The sequence below is a fragment of the Micromonospora sp. WMMD1274 genome (genome assembly GCF_049179035.1).
Classification (GTDB): Bacteria; Actinomycetota; Actinomycetes; order Mycobacteriales; family Micromonosporaceae; genus Micromonospora; species Micromonospora tulbaghiae.
In genome coordinates, this window is sequence record NZ_JBMHMG010000001.1 from 3298043 (window position 1) to 3313592 (window position 15550).

Genomic DNA, 15550 nt, shown 5'->3' on the forward strand with positions numbered 1-15550 from the left:
ACGTCCTCCTCGCCGCCCTCGGACCGCCGCAGCTGCACTCCAGCGCGGTCTGCCGGTCGCTCTTGTGCCAGCAGTTTGTCCGACGGGACCTGTAGGGTTCGAACGTCCAGACGTCGTGCTATCGCGATCGAGCCATTAGCCTGTGTCGGTGAGGGAGTGGACACCCAGTGAGAAGCGGCGGCTGCCCTCGCTGCATCGGTTCTTCGGCGAGAGCCTCGGTGACATGTTGATCACCGACCTCTCGACCGCTCCGCTGGACGCCAAGCCGTTGGACTTGACGTGTCGGCCGCCATTGCCGCCACATCTGCGGCTGTACCTGTTCAACTGCACCGACCACCCTTCCGAACGCAGAGCCGGCGACTTTCGGATTCAGCTGCGGCTTCCCGGCCAGGAGCGACGCCAGCGGGGCCAACTCGCCCGGGCCCCGGGGGCGCTGCTGGTCCTGGCGGGGTTCGTTGTTGAGTTCGACGTCTTTGTCCTGTGGGATGCCAATGCGCACCAGGACTTCCCCTACTCGAAGGGCGTCCAGGTGGCCGCATCCACGGTTCACCATGCCGCCATTCATGGCTTGGCGGAGCAGCAGCGAGACGTGCGCGGCAACGGGTATCGCGAACAGGTGGTAGCGGCACGTGCTGATCGCCTCGCTGAGGGTGTACGTCGACGGGAGGAGTTGAGCCGGCAGGCGCTCCTCGGTGATCCCCCGTCGCAGCCGGCATCCTCAGGGGAGGCGATATGAGCACCCTTCGCGATCGGGAGTACGCCCCGAGCTATGACAAGAGCGTCGATAACATCGCTGAGGAGTTCTACCTGCCGTGTATGCGGGCAGCGTTGCGCTACGACCGGATCTCCGGTTACTTCTCCTCCGCAATTTTCTCCATCGCATGGCCAGCACTGAAGGAGTTCGTCAAGGCGGGCGGCCGGATGAGGCTTATCTGCTCCCCGGTGTTCTCCAGCACTGACGTGGGTGCACTTCGGCAGGGGTATCAGGCCCTCACCGACGCGGAACTCAGCGCGGCGCTCATTGCCGAGCTGCGCGTGCTGCTCGACGCAGAGCGGTCCCGCAAGCCCGCGCAAGTCCTAGCCGGCCTGATCGCCGCCGGCGTCGTTGACGTCCGCCTGGCAATCCTGACCGCCGCCGCTGGGCCCGGGGATCGTAGGCTGTTCCATGACAAGGTCGGCTTGTTCACCGACACCGTCGGCGACGCCGTCGGCTTCCGCGGTTCGATGAATGAGACCTACCTGGGGCTGTCCCCCGACGGAAACCTGGAAAGTATCGATGTTTTCCCGTCTTGGAGCGGTGGCCGGGATGCCCAGCGCGTCAGCGACGCTCAGCACCGATTCGACGCGCTCTGGCGTAACGAGATCGACGCCGTTGATGTCCGCCGAGTACCCGACAGTGCCGCGCAGGTAATCAGAGACGCAGGACCGGCGGACTGGGAGGTGCTAGTCGACGAAGTGCTAGCCGAAGCTGCGGTCCGACATCTGACGCCCGACAACGCGCGTCCACTGAGGGATCACCAGGTGCAGGCACTGGCCACCTGGGAGTTACACCACCGCCGCGGGCTCCTCGAACACGCGACCGGCAGCGGCAAGACATATACCGCGGTGCAAGCCGTGCGCACTGTGCTCGGAGAGGGTGGCATCGCCCTCGTACTTGTCCCGAGCGCCCTGCTACTGCAGCAGTGGCATCGGGAGCTGAAACAGCATCTGGCCGATCTCGCACCCCAGATCCTCCTCGTCGGAGCCGGCAACGACGCCTGGCGCAGCGAAGAACTGCTGCGACTGTGGAGCGCACCGTCGAGCGCCCGACCGGCGCCCCGCATCATCGTGGCGATGATCCCCACTGCCGCCACGGACGCCTTCCTGACACGGATGACCCCCAACGACCGCCTGCTAGTCGTCGCTGACGAGGCCCACCGGCTCGGCAGTCCCAGCGCCCAGCGGCTCTTCGAACTGAGCGCACCGTGGCGCCTCGGCCTGAGTGCCACGCCTGTCCGCGCCGGCGACCCAGATGGCACAGCCCTGCTCATGAACTACTTCGGAGGCATCCTGCCGCCGCCGTACACGCTGCTGGACGCCATCCGCGACCGAGTGCTGACGCCCTACAACTATGTGCCGCACGAGGTCGAGCTTGAGCCGGCCGAACAGGCCGGCTACGACGACCTGTCTCGCAAGCTGCGCCGAGAGGCCGGGCGACGAGGTGACGCCCTCGACGATCTGAACAGCAACGAGAGACTGCGGATGCTCGCCATCGCCCGCGCCCGCATCCTCAAGCGCGCCGCCGGGAAGGTACCGCTAGCCGTCCGAGTGCTCTCTGAGCATTACCAACCGGGCCAGCGGTGGCTCGTGTACTGCGACGGCCTCACGCAGCTCCGGCAGGTGCGACAGGCGCTGGCGACAGTGGGCCTGGAGTCACTTGAGTACCACACGGCGATGGCCGGTGACCGACAGGCAACACTGGCGGAAATGGACATCAATGGCGGGATTCTGGTGAGTGTGCGCTGCCTCGACGAGGGCGTCGACCTACCTTCTGTGAGCCACGCGCTGATCCTGGCGAGCAGTCGTAATCCCCGCGAGTTCATCCAGCGTCGGGGTCGGATCCTGCGCCGCTATCCAGGCAAGACGCTCGCCTTCCTGCACGACGCAATCGTCGTACCGGCCCCGGATGCTGACCGGCCCGCAGTCGGCGGCGACCGCCTGCTAGCCGGTGAACTGCACCGTGTGCTGGAATTCGCGCATGGGGCCGCCAATCCCCACGCGCTCACGCAGGTCGAGGCGCTCTGCATCCGCTACGGTGTGCCGATCGAGTTGACTACCGACGCCGCTGGCGCAGCCGGACTGGAAGACGACACCGACGGAGACGAGGGCGACAATGCCTGAGCCGCTAGTACCCGATGCCACCGGACAACCGCTCCTGTCGGCGGCTCGGGTCGAAGATGTCTTCGCCGCCACCGAGGAGCTGCGCGCAGCCGAATTCCCAAATGTCCCCGCCCAGCTACTCGCGGACGTCCTCGCCGCCGAGCGGGACAACCTCGACAACCGGCCGGCTGCGGCACGGGCCGTGGGCCGCGTCGTCGACGGCTATCTGATCAGCGCGCCCGCGCCCACCTTCGTATCAACCGGTGAGCCCGCACAAGAGGGGGACAGCGCGTGAGACTTGTGGCGCTCGAAGTCACGGACTTCGGTCCCTACCGCGGAACCCAGCGGTTCAGCTTTGCCTCCGAACCTGGAGTGGAGCTCGTGTGGGGAGAGAACGGACGCGGCAAGACCAGCTTGCTCAACGCGGTCCGGTGGGCATTGTTCGGCGTCGTCCTGGGACGAGCATCTAGCAAGATCGATCCGAGTACCGTGGGGAATCGTGATGACACCGACACCTCAACAGTTCGGCCCTTCAAGGCGACGTTGACCTTCACGCACGGCGGGCACACCTACAAGCTGACTCGGGCCTACCTCGAGGAGCCGGACTGGACGGGCGCCGGGGCTTTTCGGCAGCGAAAGAGCCTAGTCAAAGACGGTGACGTCCTGGGCCCTGAGGACCGCGACCGAGAGCTGGCCAGGCTCCTACCCGAGCAGATCGCGCGGTTCTTCCTGTTCGACGCGGAACTGTTGCAGGAGTACGAGCAGCTACTAACACCGGGCAGCGACGCTGGCGAAAAGCTTAAGGCGTCGATCGAACGCGTCCTCGGCCTGCCAATACTCACTCAAGCCCGCGATGATATCGCCGCTCATCTCGCGGTCGCCCGCACCGAACAGGCCAAGGCAGCGCAGAAGGACAAGACGACGCTGAATCTTGGCAACGACCTGCAACTAGCCTCCGACGAGGCCGAGAATGCCCGCAAAAACGTCGCGGCACTTGCGGAACTACTCGAAGGCCTGCAGAACGACGTCAACGAGATGGAAAAGCAGCTCACCTCCAGCAACCGGTTCCGCGGGCTCCTCGCCACCCGCAACGCCAAACGCGAGGAAGTCGAGCGACTCGCCGTGCGGAGCAAGGATCGCAACGACGAACTGGACGCCGCCGCAGGCGACGTCTGGCGTGCTGTGCTTGCGCCGCTGGTAGCGCAGGAGCTGGCCTCCATCGAAACGCAGACTGATGCGGTGAATTACCGCTTAGTGGCAGCGCTCGCCGCCCACCAGGCCGCCCGCGCGGTATCGACGGGAGTGTGCCCGACCTGCCAGCAGACGGTCGACGCCGACCTTGCCCGAACCCTGCATGATCATGGCTCTGCCGAAGACCCCGACACGGTGCAGGCCGAACTGACCACGCTTCGGGCGCGGCGGGACGTCCTCCGCAAGCTGCGGGCCGACGGCAATCGGATCGCGCGCCTCGAGGAGGACGCCAACCAGGCCCGGGTGGACCTGTCCGATGCTGAAGGGCAACTACGCGACCTGCAGGCACAGATGGACGAGGCGCCTGCGGGTACCGCCGAGGCCGTAGGTGCACTGATCGACATGCTCGGACAGAAGAACGTGAGCCTGGCGAACACCCGGAGCCGGCTGAAGGAGAGCCGCGAGGACTTGCAACGCAAGGATCAGGCTGTGGTCGCGTTATCGGAGAAGTTACGCAGGCTCGGGACGGCGAGCACCGGTGCCGAAGACCGCAAGGTGAAGCTGCTCGTCGAACTGCAAGCGCTTCTATCCGCCGCCGTCGCGGAGTTCCGGGACCGCCTTCGGGACCGCATCGAAGACGAGGCGAGCAAAGTGTTCCGCGCGCTGTCGGCGGAGAAGGACTACGACCGGCTACGTATCAACGACAACTACGGCCTGACAATCCTTTACGCCGACGGCACAGAGGTCCTCAACCGGTCCAGCGGCTACGAACATGTCGTTGCGCTGTCGCTGATCGCCGCCCTGCAGCGCTGCTCACCCATGGCCGGCCCGATCATCACTGACTCCCCATTCGGACGTCTCGACGCCACCCACAAGAAGCACGTCCTCCAAGCGTTGCCTCAAATCACCGACCAGGTGGTGCTGCTCGTGCACGACGACGAGCTCGACCGCCAGAGCGCGGTGAACGAGCTCAACACCCATCTTGTCGGCGAACATCACCTACGACGAGTGTCCGGCCGGCACACCGAGATTGAGGCAGGAGCGCACCCGCGATGACGCAGTCCGCTAACACCGCCCGGACCGGGGGCCGGGTTAACATCGCTTTCACAGCCGCTGCTGAACAAGCTGCCCATCGGCTGGTCGCCCGGTTTCCCTTTGCCAGCCCTCTGGATGTGGCACGAGTCGGGGCAGCGTTCGCATTACGCGAGAGGCTACCCCTCACACGGCCCGGCGACTTCGGGGCAGCCAACGGATCGAACTACAACGTCGGCTCGGTCGACCCGCAAGGCGAGCTGAGGGATCTACTGCTCGCACTGCATCCTGAGATCGACGAGGACCCCTACCGGATTATTGAAACCTTGATGAGCGTCGGCACGATCGAACTGGACAAGCGCGTCGCCGAAGGACAAATCCTTTCGCTCCGGGACCTCATCACCCCACCCGCGGCCGGAACACCGGTCAACTAGTCATTCGGACTGACCCACGAACTCGGCTCCTTCGCGGGCTCACCGCCGTGACCGCGCGAGTGCAGCCGCGCGGTAGTGCCGGTGTTCATCGTCTCCAGCACGGCGCGAACCGCGTCCAGGTCTTCGCCTTCCAAGAAACGCAGAGCTGAGAGTGCGGCGAAGTCTTTGTCCAGCTCAAAGGACAGCCAACGCCGATCAGCAAGTTCCGCGACATGACCGGTCGTATTCGACCCGGAGAAGATGTCCACGACGAGATCACCTGGGTCGGTCAGCATCTGAATGAAGAACCGCGGCAAGCCGGCCGGAAACCGTGCGGGATGGCTCTGAAGTTCGAGCTGCTTGCAGGTGCGCAGGTAGTAGGAGTTGCTCTCCGTGTTGGACATGGTTAGCAGGTTCGGCGGGATCGCTCCGCCGTTATTGCGGCGAAATCCTTTGCTGATGTCGTGGCCTGACGGTCGCAGGCGAGGTGAGTAAAAGCTCTCCGCGCCCTTGAGTAGCTGCTCCATGCGCGGCGAGTAGGGGCCAAGGACCTTACGCACGTCCGCTTTCGGGTGCTCAGTCTTCGACAGCCACCAAACCGTGTTTACCGAGTCCTTGACCCGGATTTTGCGCTTGTTTACCCACTCGATGGGAGAGGGCAGCTTGGCCGGGTTGTGCCAAAAAAACTCCTGCGCGAGGTGATAACCGAGATCATCGACGAAGGTGATCAGTACCTTGTAGTTGTACAGGCTGCGCACAGGGACACCACGCTGGTAGGCGTGCCCGAGATCCAGTACCAGGCTGCCGCCTGGCTTGAGGACCCGCAGCGCCGCCTTACCAAATCCGGCTAGCCACTGGACATAGGCCGCTTGAGGTTCGTTACCGTAACTCTTCTCCCGCAGCAGAGAAAACGGCGGACTGGTCACGATGAGATCCACGGACTCTTCCGGCAACAACGGGAGAAGATCCAGGCTGTCCCCGACAACCTGCGCACCCAGATGCGTGCCGTACAACACCGAGCCGGGCTCGAACACATCCAGCGGGGCATGAGCGGTCAACAGGCCAGGTGCGACAGCTTCCTCGCCCGCCGCATCTGCTGCCGGTCGCCGTCGCCGAGTTCCACCCACAGTACAAGCCTCCCGGCTACGTCGTCCGTAAGCAAGTTGACGCACTGGTGCACACCCCCGCGCGAGCAGGCGCTGGGGCGATCCCGCTCACTCGACAGCACCCCGGATCAACCGCGGCGTATCGCTACTTCTCGCACCCGTTGCGAAGATCTTTTCCTAGACCCTCGCGGCCGGTCAACCTACCGCTCCGGCTATCAGCGTGCTCGCCGTAGCAGTGATAGTCGTCTAGCCTGCCCGTGTCAACGCAGACGACGTGTTAGGCACGGCACGGCACGGAGCGTCCGTGCGTCCACTGCCGGTCCGCCCCCCCCCGGGACTCTGTCCTCGTCCTGTCCGGCCGACTGGTCGGAGCGGGCTACCAGAGGACCGCCTTGACCAAGGCCAGATCCACGATGCCCCTCATCAGTTCCGCTTACGGGTCCTAGCCGACCCCGGGCCTGGGGACAGGGGCTTGCGACGTCAGGAGCTCCCCGGCCGAAGGGTTCCACAGCCACTTCGGGGCGGATGTCCAGAGTGTCGGCGGCTCCGGCCAGGCCTCGTCAAAAGGATCGCTGCCATCGCTGAGTTGTCCGCTGATCCGATTGATGTAGGGGCCCCAGCCGGGCGTGGGCTGCCAAGAGCTGTCGCCGATAAGGATCGCGGCTACGGACTGGGGCGTCAACGTAAGGTAAGGCTGCTGCGGAGCAAGGGGGACGCGCCATTCGCGCTCATGAGTCCAGTCAGACCAGCCCTCGCCCGGGTCCGCCTCGAGCCGGACGGCGAAGGGCTTGTCCTGGCGCTGCCGTGCGTCCCATCGCGCCTTCCGCATGTAGGACACAGGTTCGCCTCCCTGGTCGTACACCCACTGGCGAGGGAAAAGCAGCCCCCAGGGCTGCCAACCACGCTCCAGCAGATGGATCAGGTGCGGTAGTGGGCTTTCAGAGAAGCAGACTGTGGGCTGATCGGCCTCAGCGCCGAACGGAGGGAAGCCCTTTATCTGGCCAGTCGTTAGAATCCGGTCAAGCCGAGCGGCGGCTGACGCACTAACGATGTCCGGCGGCACGTGCGGAGTCTGACGCGTGTTGGAAGGACGGCCGCACAAGTGCACGAGAAGGTCAGACTGCGCCGGGCCAGTCCAACCCAGACCACCTTGGCTCACAACGACCGCCTCGCGTTCCTGCCTGCCGTGCTCGACGCTTCGACGGCCTGCCTGTTCCAATTTTACGGAGACGGCCGCCAGCGGCAGTATCGGTACCAGATTCGAGCCGCGAGCTCGCAGGGTAGCAAGCATGCCAAGGCTCGACCGTCGGCTCCACCACCGCCTTCTGAGCACCCACCACGCCATGGTCAGGCGGCCGGCCCTTCGCGGGCTAGCCGACTACTTTCAGGATCCATAGAAGCAGCGCCAGGCGAGACAGTCGTCGAGGGCAGGCGACGCGCTCCCGCCGCGGCCGTAGGCCGGAACAACCTGCGAAGGGGCCTAGACGCACCGGCCGGGTGGCCGTCACCTCGTAGAAGCTCGCGTGTTCAGGGCGGGGCATCCGGCGCTGGAGCGGCATGGACGGAAGGTGTGGTCGGCCGACTACGTGCACCAATCAGACCAGCGGGGAAGGAATCTCTATGCGATCGCCGCTACTAGATCATGTGCGGCCTACGACGCAACCGACTCCTCGTACTTCCATGGCACGTTCGCAGGGCGTCGACCAGTGGCCACGTATTTCACGACTGCATCCCGGGCTGTCGCCACGGCCACCCGCGCAAAGTCGGCAGGAACGTCCAGCAAACCTGTGTCGGGCGACTCGTAGACGGTGATTGACGTGTCGGGCTCCAGGTCGGCGGCATAGGCGCCGTCGGGCAACCAGCGCACCGCCGCCCGGTCGGCGTCGATGTCGATGTCGATCCGCAGCACGGGCTGTTCGGCGGGGCCAATCGTCATGGTCTGCCCGCACCCCCCATGGGGCATGATCGTCTCAACCTGCTCATCGAAGCGATGGCCGGCCTCATCAGGGCTGCCCAAGGGGTACGGATGGCCGTGGTAGTCACGAAGCAGCAGCGTCATCGTCTGATCCTTTCTCCGGTTCCGGTGTAGGTACGGTGCCACCAGGTGTGCCCGCCGTCACGGGTGACCCACAGTCGCAGGCGACTTCCCGAGGGAAGAATGGCCGGGAGGATCCTGTCGCAGGTCCAGGAGTAGCTCCGGTCACGGTCGTTGGTGCCGCAGACGGTGTTGTCGATCGCCAGGTCGGCCTCGGCCGCGGCGGTGCGGCGCAGGTGGGCGGCGGCCTTCGACTCCACATGGTCGTAGAAGGTGACCGGGGGGCCTCGCAGCGGGTCGTGTACAAGGTCGGCAGCCAGCGACCGGTCTCCTCCTCCGGATGTAACGGCCTCGTCGTTGAGCAGGCCGGCAGTGGGGCGAGTGCTGCCGGCCGGCCGTGGCTCGAACCGGCCGATCGCACGCCGGAGCGTGTCGGGCAGGGCGGCCGGGTCAACTCGCACCCAGACGGGGTCGGCCGGCTCCGGAATGTCGGCGAGTCCCTCATGCACCTGCCCGCCGCTCGTCGTGGCGGGGTCGGACCCAGTGCGATCGGGTGCTGGCGACAGATTCTCAGTGGCGTCACGGGCGGCGGGCGGTCGGCAGATGCCGCCGCCCGTCGTTAGTTTCCCAGGTCACCCACCTGCCGAGCTTGCGCCAGCGCCGCTTCGACATGGTGCCGCGCCTCGCCTCCTCGCGTCTTGACGGCCGTGAGGGTTTGGCCGAGTTGCTGCAGGCGCGCCAGGGTGGGGCCGGGTTGACCTCCCTGCAGCGCCGTTGCAGCGAGGCGCCGTGCTTCCTCGATTCCGGCCGCCGCGGCTGTGACGGCGGAGTCAACGGTCGAGAGGGCGGCCACGACGGGCGTGAGCGCGCTGATGGTTTCCTGCGGTGATGGCTGCTGCGGCACCGCAGCGATCGAGCGCGACGCCTCGCCCAGGACTGCACCGACCGTCGTCAGCCGTGTCCGGACCTGCCCGACCACCTCGCGTACCCGTGTCAGCCCCACCGCGATGCCCGCGAAGCCCGCAGCGACGGCCCGAGCGGCGATCTGCTCAATGGCGTGGTCGACCGCGGCGGCTTCCTGCTGCGCGGTGCTGACGCCTGCGCCGATCGCCTGCAGGTTCTCACTGATGTTGTCGGTCAGCGACATTCATCCTCCCCCGCCCTGGCGCCGCCGAACGAGTGGCAGCCTAAAGATCGTGCTCTATCCGGCACAACCGCCGTCCTGCCGCTGTAGCACGAGCTTCGCCAGCTTTCGTTAAGTGGCGAGCTGCAGAGGTCGCAGCAGCGATGTGGGGGGGAAGGACGGGCGCAGCGGAGTGAACGTGTCGGGCAGGACCGTGCAGACGAATCGCGGTTTCAGCCGCTTCGACTCATGCCGGTATTGGGCTCTTCACTCGCGGCTTCCGGGGGAAGGCGGCCTGCTGCCGGGCTCATCGTTGACGACCGCTTGGGGCGTGGCCCTGGGCTGTTGTTCACGCCACTGCCCGGCGGTGTCGGCGCGAAGGAGGCGCTCCACCATCAGGCCGGCGTCCCGCTGCGTGTCGAAATCCCACCGCAGCACCTTGCCTGTCTCGCTGTCTCCGGCGCGGGCAATCACGCTCCAGCGCGTCTGGCGGACCAGCCAGACGTCGCGGCGCGCGAGGCGCCCCCATCTGCCGTTCCACCACCTCCGAACCACCTCTTCCACTCCGCGATCGTACGCATGTTCGACTAACTGTCGTCCGGGTGCCGGTGAAGGCGAGGCACTGGGGCTATTCGCAGCGGTCCTGAGCACCTCGGCCGTAGGGTTCGCAGCAGTCGCCGTGGTGCCGGTAGACGCGCAGGTCGCGGCCGTGCCGATGCTCGAACTCTGACGTGATCTCGTACAAGCAGGCCTGCCACACAACGATCTCCCCGCCGCCAGGCACTTCCTGCCCGTCGCCGGGTCCACCGCGCAGCAGCACCTCCATGCTCCGACCGTACGTCCGCTCAAGCCCCCGAAGCCGCGTAGGAGACACTGGCACTGGAGTGCGCGGCGCTGCGCGGGCAACGGGGCTGGTCCCCGCGAGCAAGGCCGCGGAGACCAGCCGTCGGTGGCCTGCGGCCGAAGCTGCTCCACCTGCCCGTGGCCGTGGCCAGCAGATGAGCGGTGGCCTCGCCGACGGGATTCAGGTTCGCTGCCGGTTCCGTCGTTCGCCAGCGGCCGGCGACGCGCTGTGGATAAGTGCGACGTTTGTGGATAACCCCCTGATCATGGCCGAATGTGGTAGCGGCCTCGGGATGTCCAGGCCGAACCGCAGCCCCGCTCTGCTCCTCACTGACTCATCCGTTCTTGCGGATCTCCGCCCGACGTAGCCCGCCTGCCTCCCACGATGACGTGGGGAGGCCAAGATGAGCGGCACATGCGGCCGATGCAGGTGCGGCTGGCAATGACTCCCAACCGCCCAAGCCCAAGGAACGCGCCGCCGGTGTTGCGGCGGCCGGTCGTGCCCATGTTGGCGGCCCCGGTCGACGCCGTGCCTGAGGGGCCGGGCTTGGTGCACGAGCCGAAGTGGGATGGGTGGCGATGTATCGCCTTCCGCGACACCGACGGGGTGTATTTGCAGTCGCGGGCTGGCCGGAACCTCACCGGGTACTTCCCGGACATCACCCGTGCGATCGGCGCGGGTATCCCGCCCGGTGCCGTGCTCGACGGTGAGTTGATCGTCTGGGATCGTGGCCGGACCAACTTCGCGCAGTTGCAGCGGCGTGTCACCGCAGGCCGTGAGCTGCCGCAGCTGGTGCGTGAGTGCCCCGCTCACTACGTGGTGTTCGATCTGCTCGCGGACGCCGGTGGTCGGGTGATCCTGGATCGGCCGTTGTCACAGCGGCGTGCGTGTCTGGTGCGGATGCTGGCTGAGGCGCCCGCGGCACTTACCGCGACTCCGCAGACGGTCGACATTCGGGAGGTGTCGGACTGGTTGCTGTACTGGACCGTTGCGGCCGGCATCGAGGGTGTGGTCAGCAAGCGTCAGGGCGGCCGATACCAGCCGGGGCGGCGGGGCTGGGCGAAGTTCCGTACCCGGATGGTCACCGAAGCCATCGTGGGTGGCGTGACCGGTAGCGTCAGCGACCCGGAGACCGTGCTGCTCGGTCGGATCGATCGGCGTGGGCGTCTGCGGTACACCGGCCGCTCCCACCCGCTGGCTCGGGATCAGCGGGTCGCGTTGGCCGAGTTGCTCTCACCGCCGCCCATGTCGGGCCGCGGCGCGGTCGCGCACCCGTGGCCGCAGCCGCTGCCGGCGTCGTGGTCCGGACAGCTCGACCGGCCTGAACCGACGCGCTACGAACAGGTGGACCCTGCCGTGGTGGTGGAGATCGCCGCCGACACGGCCTTCGAGCACAGTCGCTGGCGTTACCGAGTTCGGTATACGAGGATCCGGCCGGACTTGTCGCCCTCCGACGTGCCATTCCTGCTCGGCGAGGAGGAGGGCTACTTCGGCGATCGCAGCTGAACGTCCGGGCGCCTGCTCCCGACTTCTTCGCGACCGGAAGCGGCGCGTCGAGCGCCAGCGCAGATTACTCAACGGCTGCTGAGGGCTGCGCACCATCCGGCGTGGGCGGCCCGTTGCTGTCGCGGTTTCCGCGCGGGAGTTGGGTTCGGAGACACACGGTGAGCAGGTGTCGCACGGAGGGTTCACGACGTGGTGGTCAGGCACGTCCGAAGCGACGTGGGCTCGACGGCCGAGGCGGGCAGGGTGGGTCGATGGAGACTCCTTGTGGCCGTCCACGCACTCGTTGACGACAATTAGCATCTTGGAATTTGAGCGGTTGTCTAATCCCTCTTAGGCGCCGCGCTGCTGCCGCCTGGTTGATTGCCGCATTCCTCTTTGGCGCCGAGCATGTAACCCGTTACTGTGCAGGTTGTTCCCCGCGCCGCTCGGGGCTGAGAGGAATGAAGACATGGCCAAGCAGATCATTCACAAGCTGGTTGACGACCTGGACGGCGGGGATGCCGACGAGACCGTCAGGTTCGCCCTTGACGGCGTCAACTACGAGATCGACCTGTCCGTGGCGAATGCCAAGAATCTGCGCGAGGTATTCGCGCCGTACACCGCCAACGGCACCAAGGTTGCCCGCGGTAGCGTCGTCGGCGTGGGCAGGACCACCCGTGGCATGGTGGGCGTTAGCGAGGGGCGCACCGCCCGCGCCAGCAGGGGCGCGGCTGCCGACAAGGAGCAGAACAAGGCCATCCGGGATTGGGCCAAGAAGGCCGGCAAGGACGTCTCCGATCGGGGCCGCATTCCGCAGAACATCGTGGACGAGTACCACTCGAACGCTAGCCGCTAATCCAGCCATCAACGTGGGGCTGCCTGGCCGCGCTTGATCTCCACGTCGATCGCGTTGGGGCATCCTCTACGGCACCGAACAATCGCTGGGAGCAGCGGTAGACGAAGAGTGCGTTTCTCTTGCCGTCCATCGCCTGCGACCTCACCGGCAGTCACCCTGTCGGCCAGTCCGGGCCACGCGTTCGTCCGTGGTTGCCCACGGTCCCTGTGGTGCCCGCGATGGCGGTGCTGCCTGCTGAGGATGATCAGTAGGAGCCGGCGCAGGCGGAGTAGCGGGACGGGCGTTGGGGGAACGCCAGGCCCAGCCACGCCTCAGGTGAGGCGGTGGTCGAGGGCGGTGTGGCGGCGTCCGGCGCCGACGGTGCGTACGGCGGCGGCGAGGGCGCGGCGGGAGCCGACGAGGACGACGAGTTGTTTAGCGCGGGTGACGGCGGTGTAGAGCAGGTTGCGTTGCAGCATCATCCAGGCGCTGGTGGTCAGGGGAATGACCACGGCGGGGTACTCGGAGCCTTGGGAGCGGTGGATGGTCATGGCGTAGGCGTGGACGAGTTCGTCGAGTTCGTCGAAGTCGTAGTCGATGCTCTCGTCCTCGTCGGTGCGGACCGTCAGGGTCTGCTCTTCGGTGGACAGGGATGTGACGATGCCGAGGGTGCCGTTGAAGACCCCCGCTTGGCCCTTGTCGTAGTTGTTGCGGATCTGGGTGACCTTGTCGCCGACGCGGAACACCCGACCGCCTATGCGCCGCTCGGGCTGGCCTTCACGGGGCGGGGTGAGCCGCTGCTGCAGTAGGTTGTTGAGGGCGCCAGCGCCGGCGGGGCCGCGGTGCATGGGGGTGAGGACCTGCACGTCCCGGCGCGGGTCGAGACCGAACTTGGCGGGGATCCGGGTGCAGGTCACGTCGACGGTGAGGGCGGCGGTGGCGTCGGTGTCGTCGCAGGCGAACAGGAAGAAGTCCGGCAGCCCTTGGAGCAGGGGTGGGCGGCCGGCGTTGATGCGGTGAGCGTTGGTGACGACACCGGACTGGGACGCCTGGCGGAAGATCTGGGTCAGCCGCACTCGGGGGACGGTGGGGGCGGCGAGCAGGTCGCGCAGGACCTCGCCGGCGCCGACGGAGGGCAACTGGTCGACGTCGCCGACGAGAAGCAGGTGCGCACCGGGTGGGACGGCTTTGACGAGTTTGTTGGCCAGGATCAGGTCGAGCATGGAGGCCTCGTCGACGACGAGCAGGTCGACGTCGAGGGGGTTGTCCCGGTCGTAGGAGGCGTCCCCGCCGGGGCGGAGCTGCAGCAGCCGGTGCACGGTGGCGGCGGGGTAACCGGTCAGCTCGGACAGGCGTTTCGCGGCCCGGCCGGTCGGGGCCACGAGGGTGACCTTGGCCTCCTTCGCGGCGGCAAGTTCGACGATCGAGCGGACGGTGAAGCTCTTGCCGCAGCCCGGCCCGCCGGTGAGCACCGCGACCTTCGAGGTCAGCGCGAGGCGGACCGCCTGTTCCTGCTCCGGGGCGAGGTCGTTGCCGGTGCGGGCCTTCAGCCAGGTCAGGGCTTTGGCCCAGTCGACGCCCGCGAAGTGGGGTAGCCGGTCGGCCCGGTCGCGGAGCAGCCGGGTCAGGGAATTGGCGAGGGACTGCTCGGCGCGGTGAAACGGCACCAGATACACGGCCTGCACCGGCTGGCCGTCGGCTGCGGGCAGCGTCTCGCGGACGACGCCTTCGTCGGCGACGAGGTCGTCGAGGCAGCGGGTGACGAGGTCGGCGGGCACGTCGAGGATCTTGGTGGCGTCGGCGACGAGGTCGGGTTCGGGTAGGTAGCAGTGGCCGTTGTCGGTGGCCTCAGACAGGGTGTACTGCAGGCCGGCCATGACCCGCTGTGGGCTGTCGTGCGGAATGCCGACGGCCTGGGCGATGGTGTCGGCGGTCTTGAAGCCGATGCCCCACACATCCGCGGCCAGCCGGTACGGCTCCTTGGTGACAACGTCGGTGGATGCGTCGCCGTACTGCTTGTAGATCCGCACCGCCAGAGATGTGGAGACGCCGACGCCTTGCAGGAAGACCATCACCTCCTTGATGGCCTTCTGCTCCTCCCATGCCGCGGTGATCTTCGCGGTGCGTTTCGGGCCGAGCCCGGGCACCTCGACGAGGCGGGCGGGCTCTTCTTCGATGATCCGCAGGGTGTCCAGGCCGAAGTGCGCGACGATCCGCTCGGAGAACACCGGGCCGATGCCCTTGACCAGGCCGGAGCCGAGGTAGCGCTGGATGCCTTGGATGGTGGCCGGCAGCACGGTGGTGTAGGAGTCGACCTCGAACTGCCGGCCGTACTTCGGATGCGAGGACCACCGCCCGTGCAGCCGTAGCGTCTCGCCCGGTTGCGCCCCGAGCAGCGCGCCCACCACGGTGAGCAGGTCACCGCTACGGTCGGTGGCGACGCGGGCGACGGTGTAGCCGGTGTCCTCGTTGACGTAGGTGAGCCGCTCCAGCACCGCCTCGAGCGTCGCCGAGGTGGGACGGGGAGCGGCGGTCACGTCCGACATCCTGCCGTATGGCAGTGACAGGAAGACATGTGCGATCCGGTGGTGCGTCGGCGGGATATCTAGGCCTGGCCTGGCGTCGTC

General features: G+C 66.8%; 14 protein-coding genes. 7 read left to right on the plus strand and 7 right to left on the minus strand.

Translation table 11 applies throughout. The features are described from left to right. The first annotated feature begins 148 nt into the window (after positions 1-148). Genes ACN27D_RS15460 through ACN27D_RS15480 form a run of 5 tightly spaced genes read left to right on the plus strand, consistent with a single transcriptional unit; the run spans position 149 to position 5516 of the window. A complete protein-coding gene (locus ACN27D_RS15460) occupies positions 149-736 on the plus strand; it encodes a hypothetical protein (protein ID WP_358170870.1) in 588 nt (195 codons plus the stop codon). Continuing rightward, positions 733-2880 carry a DEAD/DEAH box helicase family protein gene (locus tag ACN27D_RS15465; RefSeq protein WP_358170872.1) on the plus strand — a complete coding sequence of 716 codons (2148 nt, stop codon included), beginning with the start codon at positions 733-735 and terminating at the stop codon, positions 2878-2880. Before ACN27D_RS15460 ends, ACN27D_RS15465 begins: the two co-directional genes overlap by 4 nt. Next, entirely contained in the window at positions 2873-3154 is a 282-nt protein-coding gene (locus ACN27D_RS15470) for a hypothetical protein (protein WP_358170874.1), read from the plus strand. The genes ACN27D_RS15465 and ACN27D_RS15470 overlap by 8 nt, the downstream gene beginning before the upstream one ends. Next, positions 3151-5106: an AAA family ATPase gene (locus tag ACN27D_RS15475; protein ID WP_421499369.1), complete on the plus strand. Its 1956-nt coding sequence runs from the start codon at positions 3151-3153 to the stop codon at positions 5104-5106. Before ACN27D_RS15470 ends, ACN27D_RS15475 begins: the two co-directional genes overlap by 4 nt. Beyond that, positions 5103-5516 carry a hypothetical protein gene (locus ACN27D_RS15480; protein ID WP_358170877.1) on the plus strand — a complete coding sequence of 138 codons (414 nt, stop codon included), beginning with the start codon at positions 5103-5105 and terminating at the stop codon, positions 5514-5516. Before ACN27D_RS15475 ends, ACN27D_RS15480 begins: the two co-directional genes overlap by 4 nt. On the opposite strand, the gene ACN27D_RS15485 is transcribed toward ACN27D_RS15480, so the two are convergent. From ACN27D_RS15485 to ACN27D_RS15510, 6 genes are all read right to left on the minus strand, one after another. After that, positions 5513-6553, minus strand: coding sequence for a DNA-methyltransferase (locus ACN27D_RS15485; protein WP_358170879.1), 1041 nt, complete (start codon positions 6551-6553; stop codon positions 5513-5515). The genes ACN27D_RS15480 and ACN27D_RS15485 overlap by 4 nt on opposite strands. 1699 nt (positions 6554-8252) lie before the next feature. Beyond that, positions 8253-8660 (minus strand): Imm1 family immunity protein, encoded by a 408-nt coding sequence (locus tag ACN27D_RS15490; RefSeq protein WP_358170881.1) that lies wholly within the window; start codon positions 8658-8660, stop codon positions 8253-8255. After that, positions 8657-9097 (minus strand): DddA-like double-stranded DNA deaminase toxin, encoded by a 441-nt coding sequence (locus ACN27D_RS15495; protein ID WP_421499370.1) that lies wholly within the window; start codon positions 9095-9097, stop codon positions 8657-8659. The genes ACN27D_RS15490 and ACN27D_RS15495 overlap by 4 nt, the downstream gene beginning before the upstream one ends. 158 nt (positions 9098-9255) lie before the next feature. After that, positions 9256-9783 (minus strand): DUF6244 family protein, encoded by a 528-nt coding sequence (locus ACN27D_RS15500; RefSeq protein WP_358170884.1) that lies wholly within the window; start codon positions 9781-9783, stop codon positions 9256-9258. A 243-nt stretch (positions 9784-10026) separates the two neighbouring features. Next, the gene (locus ACN27D_RS15505) at positions 10027-10323 is read right to left on the minus strand and encodes a hypothetical protein (protein ID WP_358170885.1); all 297 of its coding nucleotides are present in this window, start codon (positions 10321-10323) and stop codon (positions 10027-10029) included. 64 nt (positions 10324-10387) lie between these two features. Beyond that, complete coding sequence (locus ACN27D_RS15510) at positions 10388-10585, minus strand: hypothetical protein (protein ID WP_358170887.1); 198 nt, start codon at positions 10583-10585, stop codon at positions 10388-10390. A gap of 432 nt (positions 10586-11017) precedes the next feature. On the opposite strand from ACN27D_RS15510, the gene ACN27D_RS15515 reads away from it, so the two are divergent. Both ACN27D_RS15515 and ACN27D_RS15520 read left to right on the plus strand, forming a co-directional pair. Continuing rightward, entirely contained in the window at positions 11018-12109 is a 1092-nt protein-coding gene (locus tag ACN27D_RS15515; RefSeq protein WP_421499371.1) for an ATP-dependent DNA ligase, read from the plus strand. 448 nt (positions 12110-12557) lie between these two features. Continuing rightward, a complete protein-coding gene (locus ACN27D_RS15520) occupies positions 12558-12944 on the plus strand; it encodes a histone-like nucleoid-structuring protein Lsr2 (RefSeq protein WP_358170891.1) in 387 nt (128 codons plus the stop codon). 311 nt (positions 12945-13255) lie between these two features. Here the strand turns inward: ACN27D_RS15520 and ACN27D_RS15525 are convergent, their stop codons facing one another. Further along, complete coding sequence (locus ACN27D_RS15525) at positions 13256-15469, minus strand: ATP-dependent RecD-like DNA helicase (RefSeq protein WP_421499372.1); 2214 nt, start codon at positions 15467-15469, stop codon at positions 13256-13258. Positions 15470-15550 lie beyond the last annotated feature (81 nt).